17 protein-coding genes and 1 pseudogene are annotated in these 16,134 nt (G+C 58.8%); 8 read left to right on the top strand and 10 right to left on the bottom strand.

Annotated features, from left to right (window positions below; genetic code table 11):
- Positions 1–44 precede the first annotated feature (44 nt).
- Together CRN80_RS19115 and CRN80_RS19110 are read right to left on the bottom strand one after the other, a co-directional pair.
- Entirely contained in the window at positions 45–740 is a 696-nt protein-coding gene (locus CRN80_RS19115) for a tRNA (adenine(22)-N(1))-methyltransferase TrmK (RefSeq protein ID WP_098950806.1), read from the bottom strand.
- Positions 741–750: 10 nt separating this feature from the next.
- Complete coding sequence (locus tag CRN80_RS19110; protein ID WP_032896089.1) at positions 751–1,464, bottom strand: FadR/GntR family transcriptional regulator; 714 nt, start codon at positions 1,462–1,464, stop codon at positions 751–753.
- A 336-nt stretch (positions 1,465–1,800) separates the two neighbouring features.
- Here CRN80_RS19110 and CRN80_RS19105 point away from each other — a divergent pair, with 336 nt between their 5' ends.
- Both CRN80_RS19105 and gudD read left to right on the top strand, forming a co-directional pair.
- Positions 1,801–3,150 carry an MFS transporter gene (locus CRN80_RS19105; RefSeq protein WP_098952641.1) on the top strand — a complete coding sequence of 450 codons (1,350 nt, stop codon included), beginning with the start codon at positions 1,801–1,803 and terminating at the stop codon, positions 3,148–3,150.
- 19 nt (positions 3,151–3,169) lie between these two features.
- On the top strand, positions 3,170–4,495 hold the full coding sequence (gene gudD, locus CRN80_RS19100; RefSeq protein ID WP_098950805.1) for a glucarate dehydratase: 1,326 nt from the start codon (positions 3,170–3,172) through the stop codon (positions 4,493–4,495).
- Positions 4,496–4,691: 196 nt separating this feature from the next.
- Here gudD and CRN80_RS19095 read toward each other — a convergent pair.
- The 4 genes and pseudogenes from CRN80_RS19095 to CRN80_RS19080 form a co-directional block, all read right to left on the bottom strand.
- Positions 4,692–5,693, bottom strand: a pseudogene (locus tag CRN80_RS19095) (chitinase); the annotation flags it as partial.
- Positions 5,694–5,733: 40 nt separating this feature from the next.
- The gene (locus CRN80_RS19090; protein ID WP_032896086.1) at positions 5,734–6,369 is read right to left on the bottom strand and encodes a lytic polysaccharide monooxygenase auxiliary activity family 9 protein; all 636 of its coding nucleotides are present in this window, start codon (positions 6,367–6,369) and stop codon (positions 5,734–5,736) included.
- A 209-nt stretch (positions 6,370–6,578) separates the two neighbouring features.
- Complete coding sequence (locus tag CRN80_RS19085) at positions 6,579–6,962, bottom strand: addiction module antidote protein (RefSeq protein WP_098950803.1); 384 nt, start codon at positions 6,960–6,962, stop codon at positions 6,579–6,581.
- A 1-nt stretch (position 6,963) separates the two neighbouring features.
- Positions 6,964–7,266, bottom strand: coding sequence for a type II toxin-antitoxin system RelE/ParE family toxin (locus tag CRN80_RS19080; protein WP_032896084.1), 303 nt, complete (start codon positions 7,264–7,266; stop codon positions 6,964–6,966).
- 627 nt (positions 7,267–7,893) lie between these two features.
- Between CRN80_RS19080 and CRN80_RS19075 the strand changes: the two genes are divergently transcribed.
- The 3 genes from CRN80_RS19075 to CRN80_RS19065 all read left to right on the top strand — a co-directional run bounded on the left by CRN80_RS19075 (position 7,894) and on the right by CRN80_RS19065 (position 10,191).
- Positions 7,894–8,229 (top strand): DUF6124 family protein, encoded by a 336-nt coding sequence (locus CRN80_RS19075; protein WP_032896083.1) that lies wholly within the window; start codon positions 7,894–7,896, stop codon positions 8,227–8,229.
- Positions 8,230–8,417: 188 nt separating this feature from the next.
- Positions 8,418–9,158: a type 1 glutamine amidotransferase domain-containing protein gene (locus CRN80_RS19070; protein WP_098950802.1), complete on the top strand. Its 741-nt coding sequence runs from the start codon at positions 8,418–8,420 to the stop codon at positions 9,156–9,158.
- Between the two features lie 106 nt (positions 9,159–9,264).
- On the top strand, positions 9,265–10,191 hold the full coding sequence (locus CRN80_RS19065) for an acetoacetate decarboxylase family protein (RefSeq protein ID WP_098950801.1): 927 nt from the start codon (positions 9,265–9,267) through the stop codon (positions 10,189–10,191).
- A gap of 14 nt (positions 10,192–10,205) precedes the next feature.
- Here the strand turns inward: CRN80_RS19065 and CRN80_RS19060 are convergent, their stop codons facing one another.
- A complete protein-coding gene (locus CRN80_RS19060) occupies positions 10,206–10,664 on the bottom strand; it encodes a MerR family transcriptional regulator (RefSeq protein WP_098950800.1) in 459 nt (152 codons plus the stop codon).
- 175 nt (positions 10,665–10,839) lie between these two features.
- Here CRN80_RS19060 and CRN80_RS19055 point away from each other — a divergent pair, with 175 nt between their 5' ends.
- Complete coding sequence (locus CRN80_RS19055; RefSeq protein ID WP_098950799.1) at positions 10,840–11,670, top strand: alpha/beta fold hydrolase; 831 nt, start codon at positions 10,840–10,842, stop codon at positions 11,668–11,670.
- Between the two features lie 29 nt (positions 11,671–11,699).
- Here CRN80_RS19055 and CRN80_RS19050 read toward each other — a convergent pair whose 3' ends face one another.
- Positions 11,700–13,061 (bottom strand): hypothetical protein, encoded by a 1,362-nt coding sequence (locus CRN80_RS19050; protein ID WP_138183546.1) that lies wholly within the window; start codon positions 13,059–13,061, stop codon positions 11,700–11,702.
- A gap of 315 nt (positions 13,062–13,376) precedes the next feature.
- Between CRN80_RS19050 and CRN80_RS19045 the strand changes: the two genes are divergently transcribed.
- Together CRN80_RS19045 and CRN80_RS19040 are read left to right on the top strand one after the other, a co-directional pair.
- Positions 13,377–14,405, top strand: coding sequence for an alpha/beta fold hydrolase (locus CRN80_RS19045; protein ID WP_098950797.1), 1,029 nt, complete (start codon positions 13,377–13,379; stop codon positions 14,403–14,405).
- A 43-nt stretch (positions 14,406–14,448) separates the two neighbouring features.
- The gene (locus CRN80_RS19040) at positions 14,449–14,619 is read left to right on the top strand and encodes a DUF2986 domain-containing protein (protein WP_069558568.1); all 171 of its coding nucleotides are present in this window, start codon (positions 14,449–14,451) and stop codon (positions 14,617–14,619) included.
- Here the strand turns inward: CRN80_RS19040 and CRN80_RS19035 are convergent.
- Together CRN80_RS19035 and CRN80_RS19030 are read right to left on the bottom strand one after the other, a co-directional pair.
- Entirely contained in the window at positions 14,591–15,586 is a 996-nt protein-coding gene (locus CRN80_RS19035) for a GlxA family transcriptional regulator (protein ID WP_098950796.1), read from the bottom strand. The two genes, CRN80_RS19040 and CRN80_RS19035, sit on opposite strands and share 29 nt — an antisense overlap.
- A 4-nt stretch (positions 15,587–15,590) precedes the next feature.
- Positions 15,591–16,133: a cysteine hydrolase family protein gene (locus CRN80_RS19030; RefSeq protein WP_098950795.1), complete on the bottom strand. Its 543-nt coding sequence runs from the start codon at positions 16,131–16,133 to the stop codon at positions 15,591–15,593.
- Position 16,134: the final 1 nt, after the last annotated feature.

Below are 16,134 nucleotides of genomic sequence, written 5' to 3'. Positions count from 1 at the left end.
TAAGAGAAGACTACAGCGTAGCGGTGAAGTGCCGTGAATGTGGCTCAGGCGAGCAACTGATCGATCCACTTCACCTGTTGCGCGATCTCCTGCACTTTCTGCTCGGGCACCACCTGCCGCGCTTGTTCGAGGCTGGCCAATGTCTTGCGTTTCTCGCGCACTATACGTTGCCACTTCGCAAGGAATTCCGGGCTACGCGTCTGCATTTGCAACGGACCGAAGTACAGCTGCTCAGCGGTATAGGTCATCGCCTCGTTGCGTTCGGCGACGATGATTTCGTAGTAGAAGCGGTTTTCCCGCAGCAACTCTTCATGGAGGATCTGGTAGCCGTTGTCCATCAACCATTGACGCAGAGGCTGCTCAGCGCCGTTGGGTTGCAGGATCAAGCGTTCCCGCCCGTTCAACCGCGCCTTGCCGCTGTCGAGGATGTCGCGGATGGTCTCGCCACCCATGCCGCACAGGCTGATGGCGGTAATGTCATCGCCCGCTTCAATCGCCGCCAAGCCATCGGCCAGGCGCACGGTGATGTGCTGCGCCAGGCCGTTGTCGGCCACGGTACGGTTGGCCGCGTGGAACGGCGTGGCGGCCACCTCTCCCGCCACCGCTGCTGTGATAACGCCACGGCGCATCAACGCCACCGGCAGGTAGGCGTGGTCCGAGCCGATATCGGCCAGGCGGGCACCGGCCGGTACATGCGCGGCCACGCGCTCCAGGCGCTGGGACAAGGTGTGTTCGTTCAACGGTGGTTCCTTAAGAGTGCCCGGAAAATCGATCCCGGCTGTTGGTCAAGTGCAGCACCATGGCCGCCCGTGCGGCGTCCGGGTCCTGGCGCTTGATAGCGTTGTAGATGGCCTCGTGTTCCAGGTTCGCCAACTGCCCCAGTTGAGCAAAGTCCGCGCCGCCGCGCTCGACGGCATTCACCTGGGTGCGCGGAATCATCGCCGTGCCCAGGTGCTGCATGATGTCGGTGAAAAACGTATTGCCGGTGGCTTCGGCGATCAGTTGATGAAAGCGCTTGTCCTCCTCCACACAGCTGTCGTTGTTGGCCAGGGACGCTTGGTAGTCGTCCAGCGCCTGACGCATGTGGGCCAGTTGTGCCTCGCTCCTGCGCAGCGCGGCCAAGGCCACCGCTTGCACTTCAAGGCCCAGTCGCAATTCGAGCATGTTGCGCACGCTGGCGACTGTGTCTACGTGCAAGCGCAGGCCTGGCTGGGTGTGCTGCTCGAGCACAAAGGTGCCGATGCCGTGACGCGTCTCCACCAGCCCCGACGCCTGCAGCTTGGACAAGGCTTCTCGCACCACGGTACGGCTCACCCCATGCTCAAGCACGATGGTGGATTCGGACGGCAGTTTTTCACCCGGCTTGAGCTGCCCCAGCTGGATGCGCTGGGTCAGTGCCTCGACCACACCTTGGGCCAGGTTGGCGGAACGTTTACGCACAGGCGGTGTGCTTTTAATCGGCATCGAGACGGGTCCACGGGGTTGGGCTGGGGGGAGCTTATCACCCTGAGCGCACGGGGCGACGGGTGGCGGCGAAAAACACTCAACTTGTATGACAACACACTCGTACCACCTCACCGGACCATGTCTTCGCTTTGAGAGAAGCGCACATCCCTCCCCGTCAACAACGGAACGAAACCCAATAAAATCTGGCAAATAACCGAAATAGCCAATCTCGACACCGGCTTATAAGAACAAAAACACCCCTCACAGGATTGCGGCTTTCAAAAAACAACTTGTATGATGTCTGTCAACAAAACACCAAACCCGCATAAAAATAATCAGGGGGAGTTTTCATTCGTGAAGCATTCAAGCCCAGCGTCAGCCGCACCCGAAAATGATTCAGCGCTCACCCGCGCCGTGAGCAAAGTGAAGGGCCATGTGCTCCCACTGTTCGTGGTCATGTTCATCCTCAACTACATCGACCGGGTCAATATCGGCTTCGTGCGCACGCACATGGAACATGACCTGGGCATCGGCGCAGCCGCCTACGGCTTCGGCGCCGGGCTGTTTTTCATTGGCTATGCGTTGTTCGAAGTGCCGTCCAACATGCTGCTGCAAAAAGTCGGCGCGCGTATCTGGCTGACCCGCATCATGTTCACCTGGGGCATCGTTGCCACGCTGATGGCGTTTATCCAGAACGAAACTCACTTTTACATCCTGCGTTTCTTGCTAGGCGTGGCCGAAGCGGGTTTTTTCCCTGGGGTGATCTATTACTTCACCCGCTGGTTGCCCGGCGTGGAGCGTGGCAAGGCCATCGCGATCTTCCTCAGTGGCTCGGCGGTGGCGTCATTGATCTCCGGGCCGTTGTCGGGCGCGTTGTTGCAGATCGAAGGCTTTGGTTTGCATGGCTGGCAATGGATGTTCGGCATCGAGGGCCTGGCGTCGGTGGCGCTGGGTTTCTTTGTGTGGTTCTGGCTCGACTCCAAACCCCATGACGCCAAGTGGCTGAGTCGCGAAGAACAGGATGCGCTGGTGGGCGCTATCGATCAGGAACAGCGTGATCGCGAAGCCCTGACCACGGTCAAACCTACCCTCGGCAAGCTGCTCAAGGACCGCCAGATCCTGCTGTTCTGCGCTCTGTACTTCTGCATCCAACTGACGATCTACGCCGCCACCTTCTGGTTGCCCAGCATCATCAAGAAAATGGGTGACCTGAGTGATGTGCAGGTGGGGTTCTTCAACTCGATCCCCTGGTTGATCTCGATTATTGCCATGTACGCCTTCGCGTCGCTGTCGGGCAAGTTCAAGTTCCAGCAAGCCTGGGTCGCGGCGGCGCTGCTGATTGCCGCGGTGGGGATGTTCATGTCCACCACGGGCGGGCCGATCTTCGCTTTCGTTGCGATTTGCTTTGCGGCCATTGGCTTTAAATCCGCGTCGTCGCTGTTCTGGCCGATCCCCCAGGGCTACCTGGATGTGCGCATCGCCGCCGCCGTGATCGCGCTGATCAACTCCATCGGCAACCTGGGCGGTTTTGTGGCGCCGACTACCTTTGGCTTTCTGGAGCAGACCACCGGCTCGATCCAGGGCGGGCTGTATGGCCTGGCCTGCACGTCGGTGCTCGCGGCCATCCTGGTGTTCTTTGCCAAGACCTCACCCTCTGCCGTAACGGCCGTGCCCAGCGGCGCGGCCATCAGCAAACCTCTTTGAACTCAGCCAGGAACGCGCCATGAATACCCCTGTAGTCACCCACTTCCAAGTCATTCCCGTCGCCGGCCACGACAGCATGCTGCTCAACCTCAGCGGCGCCCATGGCCCTTTCTTCACGCGCAATATCGTCATCCTCAAGGACAGCAGCGGCAACACCGGCGTGGGCGAAGTGCCCGGCGGCGAGCGCATTCGCCAAACCCTGGAAGATGCTCGCAGCCTGGTGATCGGTCAGCCGATTGGCCAATACCAGCGCGTGCTCAACCAGATGCGCAGCACCTTTGCCTCGCGGGACGCCGGCGGTCGCGGCCTGCAAACCTTCGACCTGCGCATCACCATTCACGCCGTCACCGCCATGGAGGCCGCACTGCTCGATTTGCTGGGCCAGTTCCTCGAAGTGCCGGTGGCCGCCTTGCTGGGCGAAGGCCAGCAACGCGACGCAGTGAAGATGCTCGGCTACCTCTTCTATGTGGGTGATCGCAACGCGACCGACCTGGCCTACCGCAACGAGGCCGACGCCGATGATGACTGGTTCCGCCTGCGCCATGAAACAGCCCTGACCAGCGATGCCGTGGTGCGCCTGGCCGAAGCGGCCCAGGCCAAATACGGCTTTAACGACTTCAAGCTCAAGGGCGGCGTTTTGAGTGGCGACGCAGAAATCGAAGCCGTCACCGCGCTGGCCGAACGCTTTCCCGATGCGCGCATCACCCTTGATCCCAACGGCGCCTGGTCGCTCAAGGAAGCCATCCGCCTGTGCCGCGACCAGCATCAGGTACTCGCCTATGCCGAAGACCCCTGCGGCGCAGAAAACGGTTATTCAGGCCGCGAAGTCATGGCCGAATTCCGCCGCGCCACGGGCCTTAAAACCGCCACCAACATGATCGCCACCGACTGGCGCGAAATGGGCCACGCCATCCAGTTGCAATCGGTGGACATTCCCCTCGCCGACCCGCACTTCTGGACCATGCAAGGCTCGGTGCGCGTCGCGCAAATGTGCAACGAGTGGGGCCTGACCTGGGGCTCGCATTCCAACAACCACTTCGATATCTCCCTGGCGATGTTTACCCAGGTGGCCGCGGCCGCGCCCGGCGAGATCACCGCCATCGACACCCACTGGATCTGGCAGGACGGCCAGCGCCTGACCCGGGAGCCGTTGAAGATCGAAGGGGGCTACGTAAAGGTGCCGGCCAAGCCGGGCCTAGGTGTGGACATCGATATGGACGCGGTGGCCAAGGCTCATGAACTGTACAAAAGCATGGGCCTTGGGGCGCGGGATGACAGTGTGGCGATGCAGTTTCTGATTCCGGGTTGGAGCTTTGATAACAAGCGGCCTTGTTTGGTGCGGTAAATCGGCTTTAGGAATGCTCAGCGCCATTTGAGCGTGACGCAAAAAATCCGATGCCTAAACGGGCATCGGATTTTAGTCAGATCAGAAGCTTAGCGGTTTGACCTCTGGCACGTCTGCCAGAGGCCTCTTTGCGCTACTGCCGGTTGGCGACCTCCAGATCCGCCGCATCCTGTTCCAGGCCAGAGAGAGCAGTGCCATTGATCAGCGGCCCATAACGGCGGCTGAATTCCCAGTTGTAGGGCGCGCGGTCTTTGTTGATGCCGTTGTCCCAATTCACGGACCAGGTCATCAGGCCCTTGATCGACAATCTTTTGTCGTGCAAACGCTTGAATGTATTGGTCACGGCTGTTGGGTCGATCACATAACCGGTGGCAGCTGCGTCGACGTTCGCAGGCAGGCCAATCACCAACTTGTCTGCCGGGATTCTGGTAAACCCGCGCGTTCCGCTCACCAGACTTTCGGTGAGGTAAAACAGGAAGTCCTCTTTCATCGCATCGTTGTTCTGAGCAATCCAGGCGCCGTTGCCCTGGTTGACCTCCTGCACCCAGATGCCGTCGCCCCCCTGGTTGTAATACTGCGGGGCAATGAAGTCGTAATAGCCTTCCAGCGCCTGGATGTACCCGACGTATTTGCCGGCAGTGGTGAGGTACGGAAACTCCGGCGCCATGCTGATGATGAAGTGTTTGCCTTGACCTGCGTAGTGGTCCTTGACCAGTTTCAACGCAGCGGGCAGGACAGTCTTGTTGTCGGCGAAATCAATCGCGCTCTGTTCAAGATCGATATCCAGGCCATCAAAGCCATAGGTTTCCACCAGGCGGATAATCTCGTTGGCCAGTGGCTTTTCGTTGCCTTTATGCAGTTCGATGTGTGCATCGGCGCCGCCAAGGGAAATCAGTACCGCCCTGCCCTGGCTGTTCAGCACGCCTACCTGACGACGAAACTCGGCGTCGGACAGGTTGTACGGCTTGAAGGTTGGGATACCGTTGCCCTTCATGAAGGCCACGGCCACCACGTTGTAATCCTTGGGTACATCCGCCAGGCTGATAGTGGCGAACTGGCCACGTTGGTAGCCATCGCTCGGGCCGGCAGGCCAGTTGTGCCAGAAGCCCATGAGGATCTTTTTGCCGGCAATGCTCGGCATCAGCGAAGCGGCATCGTTAAGCGGCGATTGCAGTGAGGTAAAGTCAATCTTTGACATGTTCTAATCCTTCAGAACGTGTGGGTTTAACGGTGCGGGCTTATTTGAAGTCCACATCGAAGGCTTGATAGAAGGCGTTGCCGGTGTTGGCGACGATCCACATCAACACAATCACATGCTGGCCCTTTTTATTGGCCGGCAGTTTCACTTCATGATTGACCTTGGCCTTCAGTTCGCCTGCATGGCTGTAGTAAGGCACCTGGGCATAGAAGTCTTCAGCGAACGGCTGGGTTTCCAGTTGTGCGCGGGTGATGCGCTGTTTCGGGTCCCAACCATCCTTGGTGATCAGCCAGCGATAGCCACGGGTGGTGTGCGGCGCGGTGTATGCCCAGGTGACCTTGAAGGTCTGGCCCGGCTCGACATTGAGCAACGGCCAGGTGAAGGCGCGGCCGAGTTTCTTGGCCATTTCCTCGTGGGTGAAGTTGACGCAGTCACGGGCATCGGTCTTGCCACCGCTGAGGATAAAGCCGTCGGCGGGTGGGGTGACGCTGTCAGTGTCGGTTTGATAAGGCGCCGGGAACGAACCGGCCGTCAGTGCCGGGAAGTTCTTGCCGCCTTCCATTTCATTGACCTGCCAGGTCTCCAGCAGGCCGAGATCCACGGCGACTGCGCCACGGCTGGAAGGGGATGTGACACGACCATGGCGAAGAGGTGTCTGGGTTTGTGGTTTGTTCATTTTGTAACTCCATTGGTTTGATTAAGAACTCTCCTTTCTTGAAGGAGAGGACCTCAACCTAACGGAGTGGCTTTTTTTTGCCACAGGCCCATTTTTCACTCATTTTCGGTTCATGAGCGCGCAGACCTGCAAACACTGGATATATAAACAGTATTATAGGAAAACCCTTACGCTTCCAGAGGTCGATTTCCTACAAGACCATGCGCATTTCAATACAGCTTCTCTGTACCGATGGCAGCCGTTTTTTTAGGGGGGGTCGCGGTAATCGGTCGTACCGTCAGCTCCACCCCCAATGCCAGCATCAGCTTCTGGACCGTCTCATAACGCGTCTTTGAGCCGCCTTTCAGGGTTTTATACAGGCTCTCCCGATTCACCCCCGCCGCTTCGGCAACCTTGTTTACACCCAGGGCCTTGGCAACCTCGGCCAGCGCCTTCATAAGGACTTGCGGGTCATGGCACGCCATGCTTTGCGCAAGATAGGCACTGATGGTTTGCGGGCTATCAAGGAAGCGCGAAGCCTCATAGGCACTGGTGCCGGATGTATCCAGCTCGAGGATCGGCATGTCCTCGGGTTTGAATGTCGACTTACTCATGTCATTGACCTCTCAAGGCATCGAGAATCTCTTTTGCCCGCTTGATTCCTCGTTTCTGGTCGGTTTTATCGCTTCCCCACAGCATCAGGTAAGCGGTGATGCCCGTGCGCACAAAGTAAATCCTGTAGCCGGGCCCGACAAACACACGCATTTCACTCATGCCATCGCCTACAGGCTGGCAATCGCCAAAATTGTTTTCTTCGGCTCGATCCAGGCGGATCAGCACAGCCGTTTTTCCCCACACATCCCTCATACCGTCGAGCCATGTATCGAACTCGGGCGTCCTGCCAATCGTATTGATCACAGAGTCACATGTAGCCTACTGGCTACTCCTTGTAGATGCCAGTGAATTTTTAATGTTGGTGTGCACCGCAAGAAAAAATCCTAGTCCAGCCGCCGCGCAGGCAGCCGAGCAATACTATTAGCGCTTGTGTCCTCAAGACCGAAACGTTGCGTCGCGACTGAGGCATCCTCTCTGTAGGAGCGAGCTTGCTCGCGAAGAACGTAAAGATAATGTGTTCATCCAGAATGAACGCGGCGCCTATGGTTTTTCGCGAGCAAGCTCGCTCCTACAGGGAGGGAGTGAGTGGGCCGGCGTTGATGTAGACCCGTCCTACAGCAAGCTGCACCACCTTGCTCCGTTGCCTACAGTTGCGTCAGAATCCGCCGGCTTGTGCGCTTGGATGGGCGTCTCTAAGGTGGCTCGGTCGCTGACAACTCAGTGATCGGGTTTAGTAGCCCGAGGGTCAATTACACTTAGTGCATGAGCTTCATCTATCAGACGTTCCTGTCTGTGCCTGATGGTGGCTGTGCGTAGGGCGCCTTCGGGCGCGCCGGCTTTGTGTAATTCCCCGGTCTACTAACCTGCGTACAGCTGCCACCCTTTCGTTTAGTAGCGAAACGGTGTCGGCCCCATTCAGGAATTACGCATATGTACAAAGTCACCCCAAACCCTCCAAACGATCCAAACCTGAAGCTTGATCAGGCAGTCCGTCGTGCGATCGATCACGCCCTCAACCCCAACGCCGAACCCTCTCCTCCACCCTCGACACCGCTGTTCAGCGTTGCCGACGATGCCAGCAATGAAATGCTCGTCGCCAATAGCTATGAAACCTTTTCCTCAGTAACCGCCCTGCTGCTCGACCTGTCGGATGAACTGACCGGTAAACAGCGCGACGTCGCGTTGGCGATTCATCAGTTAAGTGAGCTGGGAATGTTGTTGGTCGATAAGTTGATGGAGCGCGAGGCGGCTGTAGCAGCTGGCTAAACGTTCAACACGCCCAAAAAAAGCCGAGCCGTCGCGCCCCAAGACGACTCGGTTTTTTTTGCCAAAGCAGGGGTTGACCTTAAAGCGAGGTTTAAGGTGAGCATGCACCAACCGACAGGATTACTGGACCCTGGATCATGCTCAAAACCCTTATTTCTTTTGCGTTGGTAGCGATAGGTGGCGCGCTTATGACATTTGCACAGGCTGAACCCGGCCCTTCCACGGCCGCTGCAAACAATCGCCAGATCCTGGTGATCATGACCAACCACGCCAGCTACCCCTCAAGGCCCGATACCACGGGCCTGTGGCTGACAGAGCTGACGCATTTCACCGAGGTCGTGGAAGCGGCTGGCTACACGACGGTATTTGCCAGCCCCAAAGGAGGTGCTGTGCCTCTGGACGAGCGCAGCCTCGGTTGGCTGTACATGGATAAGGCGGCGCGTGAACAGTTGCAGTCCCCGGCCTTTCGCGCCCGGCTGCAAAACACGCTGCCCATCGCCAATGTCGATCCGTCGCAATTTCGCGCGATCTACTTCACCGGCGGCCACGGTGTCATGTGGGACTTCCCTGGCAACCTCGACCTGCAACGTGTCGCCCAAATCATTTACAACCAGGGCGGCATCGTCTCAGCCGTGTGCCACGGTGTGGCGGGCCTGCTGGACCTGAAGGATGAACAGGGCAACGCGATCATCAAGGGTAAAAACATCACCGGCTTCTCCAATCGCGAAGAGCTGCTGTCGGGCATGAAGCGTGAGGTGCCGTTCTTGCTTGAAGACCGGCTGCTGAGCCAAGGGGCGCGTTACCGCAAGGGCTGGGTGCCGTTCACCTCATTTGTCATCACCGATGGCCGCCTGATCACGGGCCAGAACCCGCAATCGCCCAAGGCCGTCGCACTCGCCGTGATAACCGAGCTGTCCCACGAACGATAGCGCCTAGCCCCTCCCTGGAGAAAACCGATTGAACATTCCAAGCGCCGTTTTAACCGCATTGCTGCTCACCCCTTTTGCCAACCTTGCGTTGGCGGGAACACCCGAGATGCCCAGCCCGAACGACACAACCCACATCGATATCGCCGGCCAACAGGTGCCCGTCGTCAAAGGCGGCTTGTACGACCGCTTTCGCTCCAATCCGCCGTTGTCGGTGATTGCGGCTGAAGTGCCTGGGGTTGATTTAAGCTGGTTCAAAGGGTTGCAAAAGCACAAGGTCGACATCGGTTTTGAATCCTACTCGCCCAATTTTTACTACCAGAACAGTCGGGTAACAGCGGTCTATACGGCTGACATCGATAAGCTTCGGGCGTTGATGCCACCGCAGGTACTGGCCGCCGTGCAGCCATTGCAAGTCTGGCCGGGTCGCGGGCTGATCGCGTTTACTGCGTACACCTATGAGCATTGCGATAACGACGCCTATAACGAAGTCGCCGTGTCGATCATCACTAACAAACCTGGCAAAGCCAACCTGGGCCCCTTTACGCTGGTGGGCCAGTCGATGTCGCAGGACTTTTGGGGCTATGTGCTCAAGCTGCCGGTGAATACCGAGCTGGCGCGGGTGCGCGGGGTGGTCGGTTACAACCTGCCGAAATGGCTCACCGGCATTGATCGCAAAGAGGATGGGTACTCAGTGGTGTATGACATTACCGATAGCCAGACCGGCAAACTGGACGTGACGTTCAAGGCTAAAAAGCTTGAGAAGCTGTCCCGTGATGTGGACCTTGTCACCAGCAGTTTCACCAACCTCGATCACCACGGCCAACTGGCCTACGGCTATGCGGTTTCCCGCCAGCTCAGCCATGGCTCCAGCCGTGACGCAGACTCAGCCACCCTCACGCTGGGCGATGGCAGCCTGTCCGATTACCTGCGCGCCCTCAAGCTGGGGAAAATGCTGAAGTACGAATACGTACCCGAGTTCCAGAGTGCACTCTATGCGCCAGAGCCGCTCGTCAACCTGATTGGCGAACGCTGACCCTTGTGCGCCGGTCAGGCCCTCGGGGCCCGGCGGGCGCTTTTTCTCTTGGATAAGGCTGGAGCTCCCCCTTCCTCGCGCAGACGGTTAATCAGCATCTGCGCATTCTCCGCACAGGCCATGCCCTCGGGCTTGCCTTCGATGCCCTTGATGACGTTCAGCAACTGCGCCTTGTTCTGGGCCAGCCGTTGTTGCAGCACCTCGATTTCCTCGACCTTGTGCTTGAGCCCGCTGAGCAACTCGTCATGCTGCCAACCACCGGCACTGCGGGGCATTAGCTGACGGATTTCTTCCAGTGAAAAACCGGCTGCCTGGGCACCCTTGATGATCTCCAACACCGCCTCGGTGCCGGGCGTATAGTCCCGATAGCCGTTGGATTTACGCTCAACCGATTGGATCAGGCCGCTCGCTTCGTAGAAACGGATACGTGAGGCCGCCAACCCGCTGATTTTTGCCAACTCGCCTATTCTCATGTACCACCCACAAAAAACCATTGACCTTAAAGTTGACTTTAAACCTAAAGTCATTGGGCGGCCAAGGCGGCAATTCGTGGACGGCACTTGCCAGACACGAATGGGCTGCAGTGGGTCAATCCAGCGCCATGATCGCGATTCGATCAGGCCATCATTTCATTTGGGAGAGGCGAACATGGGCTATGTCACCACGCGAGACGGCGTTGAAATTTTCTACAAGGACTGGGGCCCACGCGATGCCCAGGTCATCTTTTTCCATCATGGCTGGCCACTGAGCGCAGATGATTGGGACGCGCAAATGCTGTTTTTCCTGGGCGAAGGCTACCGGGTCGTTGCCCACGACCGACGTGGCCACGGGCGTTCCAGCCAGGTTTGGGACGGGCACGATATGGATCATTATGCCGACGACGTCGCGGCCGTGGTTGAGCACCTGGGCGTACAAACCGCGGTGCATGTCGGTCACTCCACCGGCGGCGGTGAAGTGGTTCATTACATCGCCCGCCACGGCGAAGACCGCGTCTCGAAGGCCGCCATCATCAGCGCCGTGCCACCGTTGATGGTCCAGACCCCGAACAACCCTGGCGGCCTGCCCAAGTCAGTGTTCGACGACTTGCAGGCGCAGCTGAAAGCCAACCGGGCACAGTTTTACCAGGACGTTCCCGCCGGCCCTTTCTACGGCTATAACCGCCCAGGCGCCAAGCCGTCCGAGGGCATCATCCTGAACTGGTGGCGGCAAGGCATGATGGGCTGTGCCAAGGCGCACTATGACGGGATCGTGGCGTTTTCCCAGACCGACTTCACCGAAGACCTGAAGAGCATCCAGATCCCCGTTCTGGTCATGCACGGTGACGACGACCAGATCGTCCCCCATGAAAATGCCGGGGTACTGTCCGCCAAACTGTTGAAAAACAGCACGCTGAAAATCTACCCGGGCTTCCCGCATGGCATGCCTACCACCCACGCCGATACGATTAATGCGGATTTGCTGGCGTTTATAAGGAGCTGATTGATTGGGGGCGGGTAACCGCCCCTTCTTCAGGGTTTTAGATTCTTCATCCATTTGAGTAAATGCCCAGGCCAGAGCCATTGCGCACTGGACTGGTCTTGGTTGACTGCAAGGGTGTCTACAAGAGAGCGCGTCGTCAGGGCGTCTGCTACAGCACCCGCAACGCCACTGTGCGCCTGTCGTTCGTCGACCGTCGGCGCAACGGCCCGACGCGGCTTGCCGGTCGCCGAGTCCATCGTGTAGCCAGCAGCCTTGCCTTTTTCGGTAATCGTCCATAGGCCATCGGTGTTGATAAGCACGGGGTCATCGAATATAAGCGTCACCTCTTCGGCCACTGTGACTACCATGTTGTCCTTGATACTTGTCGGCACGTAAGTGGTGAACTCGCGGCCCAACGAAGCTTGCGCGGCGCCCTCGCTGGAAAATCTCAGCACCATCTGTTCAAGGAAGGCAATGCTCCCCATGTTGCTCAATGCGCCGAAGTCCGGGTTCAGGACATGCCGCAAAAAACCCTGATCGAGCCGGGTTGAGCTAATCGCCGAACCGCTCAGAATGCGTGAGGCTGTCGCTATATCGTGTGCCTTGAAATTGAACGTCACCCTACGCCCCTCTTGGTTGTAGCCTTCATTGCCACTCAACAGTTGGCGACCGTTATCATGATGACGATAGTTGCCGAGGTCGTAAGCCAACATATCGACATACGCCAAGTCGGCACCGTGTTCCTGCGCATAAGCGTACATATCAGACAGCAGAGTGCGATCCTCGCGAGTGAGAAAATCGTAGTTGCTTTGGGCCATGTTGCTGCGGTTCAGGGTGCCTTCGGCCACCGCAGGTTCATGTCCCAGAAAGAGGCGAGAAATCATCAGTTCACGACCGATGACAGAACCTGAAGAAGCGCTGGCCCTCTGCTCACTCAAGCGAGCCTCATGCCAGGCAGCCCGCCGTTCGTTGACGGTGAACGCACCGCTGTCGTCGCGGGCAATCAGAGTCAATTGATCGACCGTAAGGCCTGTGAATGGGTTACTGGCAGAACCGTTGGCGAAGGCAGTGGCTTGCTTGGCGCGCTCATGCAATTCCAAGAACGGCGTATCGGGGACTTCGGCATCATGCTGAGCCTTGTTGGCGAAATATTGTTCGTCACTTATCCCATCGAGCGGACTGAGGGCGTTATGCCTTGGGTCCAGCTGGCGAAGGCGGACTTCACGGCTAGCAGCATCACTTAATTGCCCCGCCAGGATCGAAACGGTGCTGACGGTACTGGCTTGAACGTTATCGCTGGAGGAGCCGGTCTTGTCTTGAATAGACGACACAGAAACCGGGCTAGGGCGGGTGGGAACAGCATTGCCCAAGTGGTTATTAGTTAACGATGTATAAACACTGACGTTCATCATGATTACACCCTCCATCGACTAAGAATGTTTCCTGATCGACAAGTAAGCCCCGCAGGCGGACCTTACGCGAGCCTCGCAACTCAAGTTAAAAAGCATAAAACTCAGATCATCATCGATACGGCAGTAGGACTCACGCTCCGACAGTGCACGATTCATAGCGTCAAGTAAGCCGGCCACTTCCTAAAAACATGAAGTCCCCATCTGTAATACCCGAAAGTAGGAATTCGTAGGCCACCTCCTAGTCCCGCCTGCCCTCTACCTAAACCGCCCATTTCAGTTCATGCTGCGCACCTCATTTCAAGGACGATAAAAACAATGAAAGCCCCCTTTGCCGCCCTGCTCCTGATAAGCCTCACCGCGCCTGCACTCGCCAACGACAACCCCATCGGCTTCCAAACCACCACCCTCCCCGACACTCACAACATTCGCCCATTGGAGATGGCCGTGTGGTACCCCGCCGCCGCCACCGCCCAACCCAAGCTGATCGCCGACAACCTGGTGTTCATCGGTGTGCTTGCGGTGCCTGATGCCGCACCGACACCCGGCAAACATCCGGTGGTGGTGCTCTCCCACGGCTATGGTGGCAACTGGGGCAAGCAGGCGTGGCTGGCCAGTGCGCTGGCCCGGCAGGGGTATATCGTGGCGGCAGTGAATCACCCTGGCACCACCAGCCAGGATCGCAGCGCGCAAGCCGCCGCGCAGTTGTGGCAACGGCCCAAGGATTTGAGCCGGGCCATTGATGCGCTGCTGGCGCAGGCCACGCCATTTGGCGCGGCGGATAGTGGCCGGATCGCGGTGATAGGCCATTCCCTGGGGGGCTGGACGGTCATGGAGAGCGCGGGGGCGCGTTTCGACCCGGAGTTGTTTGCCCGGGACTGCAACGCCCATCCGACGTTGGTGGCGTGCACGGCCTATCGCGAGATGAACTCTGAAGGTACGCCGAACGGGAAGGCTCAACTGGCTGCGGACTTGAGCGATAAACGCGTGACCGCTGTGGTGTCTCTGGACTTGGGCCTGTCACGCGGTTTTACCGATGCGAGCCTCGCGGCGTTGCCAGTGCCGGCCCTGGTGATCGCCGCCGGTGTGCCGTCAGCGGATTTGCCGGCGCAGATGGAATCGGCCGACATGGCCAAGCGGCTGCCAAAAACGTCGACTCAGTACGTGGAGATCCAGGACGCCAACCACTTCAGTTTTATGTCTCAGTGCAAACCGGGCGCGGCAGCGGTGCTTGACGCTGATGTGCCCGGCGACAGCATCATTTGCCAGGACGGCAAAGGCGCGCGGCCACGGCCCGTGATCCAGCAGCAGGTGATCACACTGATCAGCGAGTTCCTGGCAAGCTGAACCGGTAGTATCATCCGCGCCTTTCCCCTTCAGGCAACGGAACATGAACCGCCAGAAAAAACTTCAGCAACTCTTCAAAGCCAAAGCGAAAAAGGCCAGCGCCAAGCTGGCGCCTAAAAGCAAAGACAAATACATCAGCAAGGCGGACCGTTTGAAGCTGGCCACCGAGGCCGGTCAAGAGCCGGTCACGGCTGTCGAGACGCCTGCTGAGTAAGGCGCATAGCTGAAGGGGTGGCCGCGTCATATTTGCTCCAGATACGCCGTAGATGCCGCGCCGAGCCAAAGCCTGCGCGCTCGGCGATGGTTTCTATGTCCAGGGCCGACTCGGCCAGCAGTTCACGGGCCACGGCCAGGCGCAGGCGGTGCAGGTAATCCAACGGGCTGATGCCGACATGCTCTTGGAACAGGCGCGCCAGATGCCGACTGCTGGTGCACGCCAGGCTTGCCATGCGGGTGAGTGTCCAAGCTTCGCAGGGGGCGGCGGCGATGGCGTCTTGCACACGGTGAAGCGCTGGGTGCAGGTGATTGCGCCCGCTCACCCAAGGCGATAGCTGCGGGTCGCTGCCGCTGCGGCGCAGGTACACCACCATGTCCCGCGCCACGGCGCACGCCAAGCGTGGCCCGGCCAGTTCGGCAACCAGGTGCAACATCAGGTCGATACCCGCCGTGATACCGGCGCTGCAACTGACCGGGCCATCGGTGACGTACAGGCGGTTTTCCAAAACCCGGGCCGTGGGGGCGATGGCCTGCAAGGTGGCGCACAGCGAATGGTGCGTGGTGCATTGGCGCCCATCGAGCAGCCCGGCCCTGGCGGCACTCAACGCGCCGGCGCACACGCACACCAGGCGTTCGGCCGAGGGCGCGAACACGTTTTGCAACCAATGGGTGAGCTGATGGCTGGCCGATTCGAAAGCCTTTTGGTGGGCCTTTGATACGTTCATCGTGGAGCCCACCAGCACCACCAGCGTGCCGGGGGCCAGGGTCGGTGGCAGGGGCGCCAGCCCGGTCAGTGGCAAGCCGATGGAGCTGTACAGCGACTCCACCGGGCTGACGTACTGCAAGTCGAAATCCACCGCCGCCGGGTCCTCGGCTTGCGCGGCCAGGCGTAATACTTCGGCAGGCCCCGCCAGGTCGAGCATCAGCACGTTTGGCAATAGCACGAACAGCACCGGTACGCTCACGGCTTCACTCCTCCAAGGCCTGGGCGACCGTGACGATGCGCGCAAAACGCTCTTCCAGCACCAGCTCCGTGCGTTCGCGAATCTGCGCCGGGGTGTACTCCCGGCCACTACGCAGGTGGGTCATGGGGAATGTCAGTGTGGCTTCACTGACAAAGTCCACCTTGAAGCCGCTGTCCGACGCCTGCCGCGCGGTGGTCTCGCAGCATTGCTCGGTCCGGATGCCACTGATGATCAGCGTGGTGACGCCCATCTCCGTAAGGCGAGCGGCCAGAGGCGTACCGGCGAAGGCGCTGTGGTAGCGCTTATGGATCACCAACTGTGGATTGATCGACAGCTCGCTCAAGGCCCTGACGTTGCCCGATTGCATGGAGAAATGCCCTTGGTCTTCAACATGGAAGACTTGTATCACCGGGATGCCTTGCTGAACACAGCCATCGATGAGGGCCTGCTGTTTTTCCAGATAATCGGGCAGGTCATTTTCGGACCAGTAGGTTGAATGACGGAAGGAATGTTGGGCGTCGATCACGATCAGGGCTTTATGACTCACG

Origin of the sequence: Pseudomonas sp. FDAARGOS_380 (assembly GCF_002591235.1) — a bacterium.
GTDB lineage: Bacteria > Pseudomonadota > Gammaproteobacteria > Pseudomonadales > Pseudomonadaceae > Aquipseudomonas > Aquipseudomonas salmasensis.
Note: the sequence above shows the minus strand (reverse complement) of the source record. Positions and strands in the feature narration are given on the sequence as shown.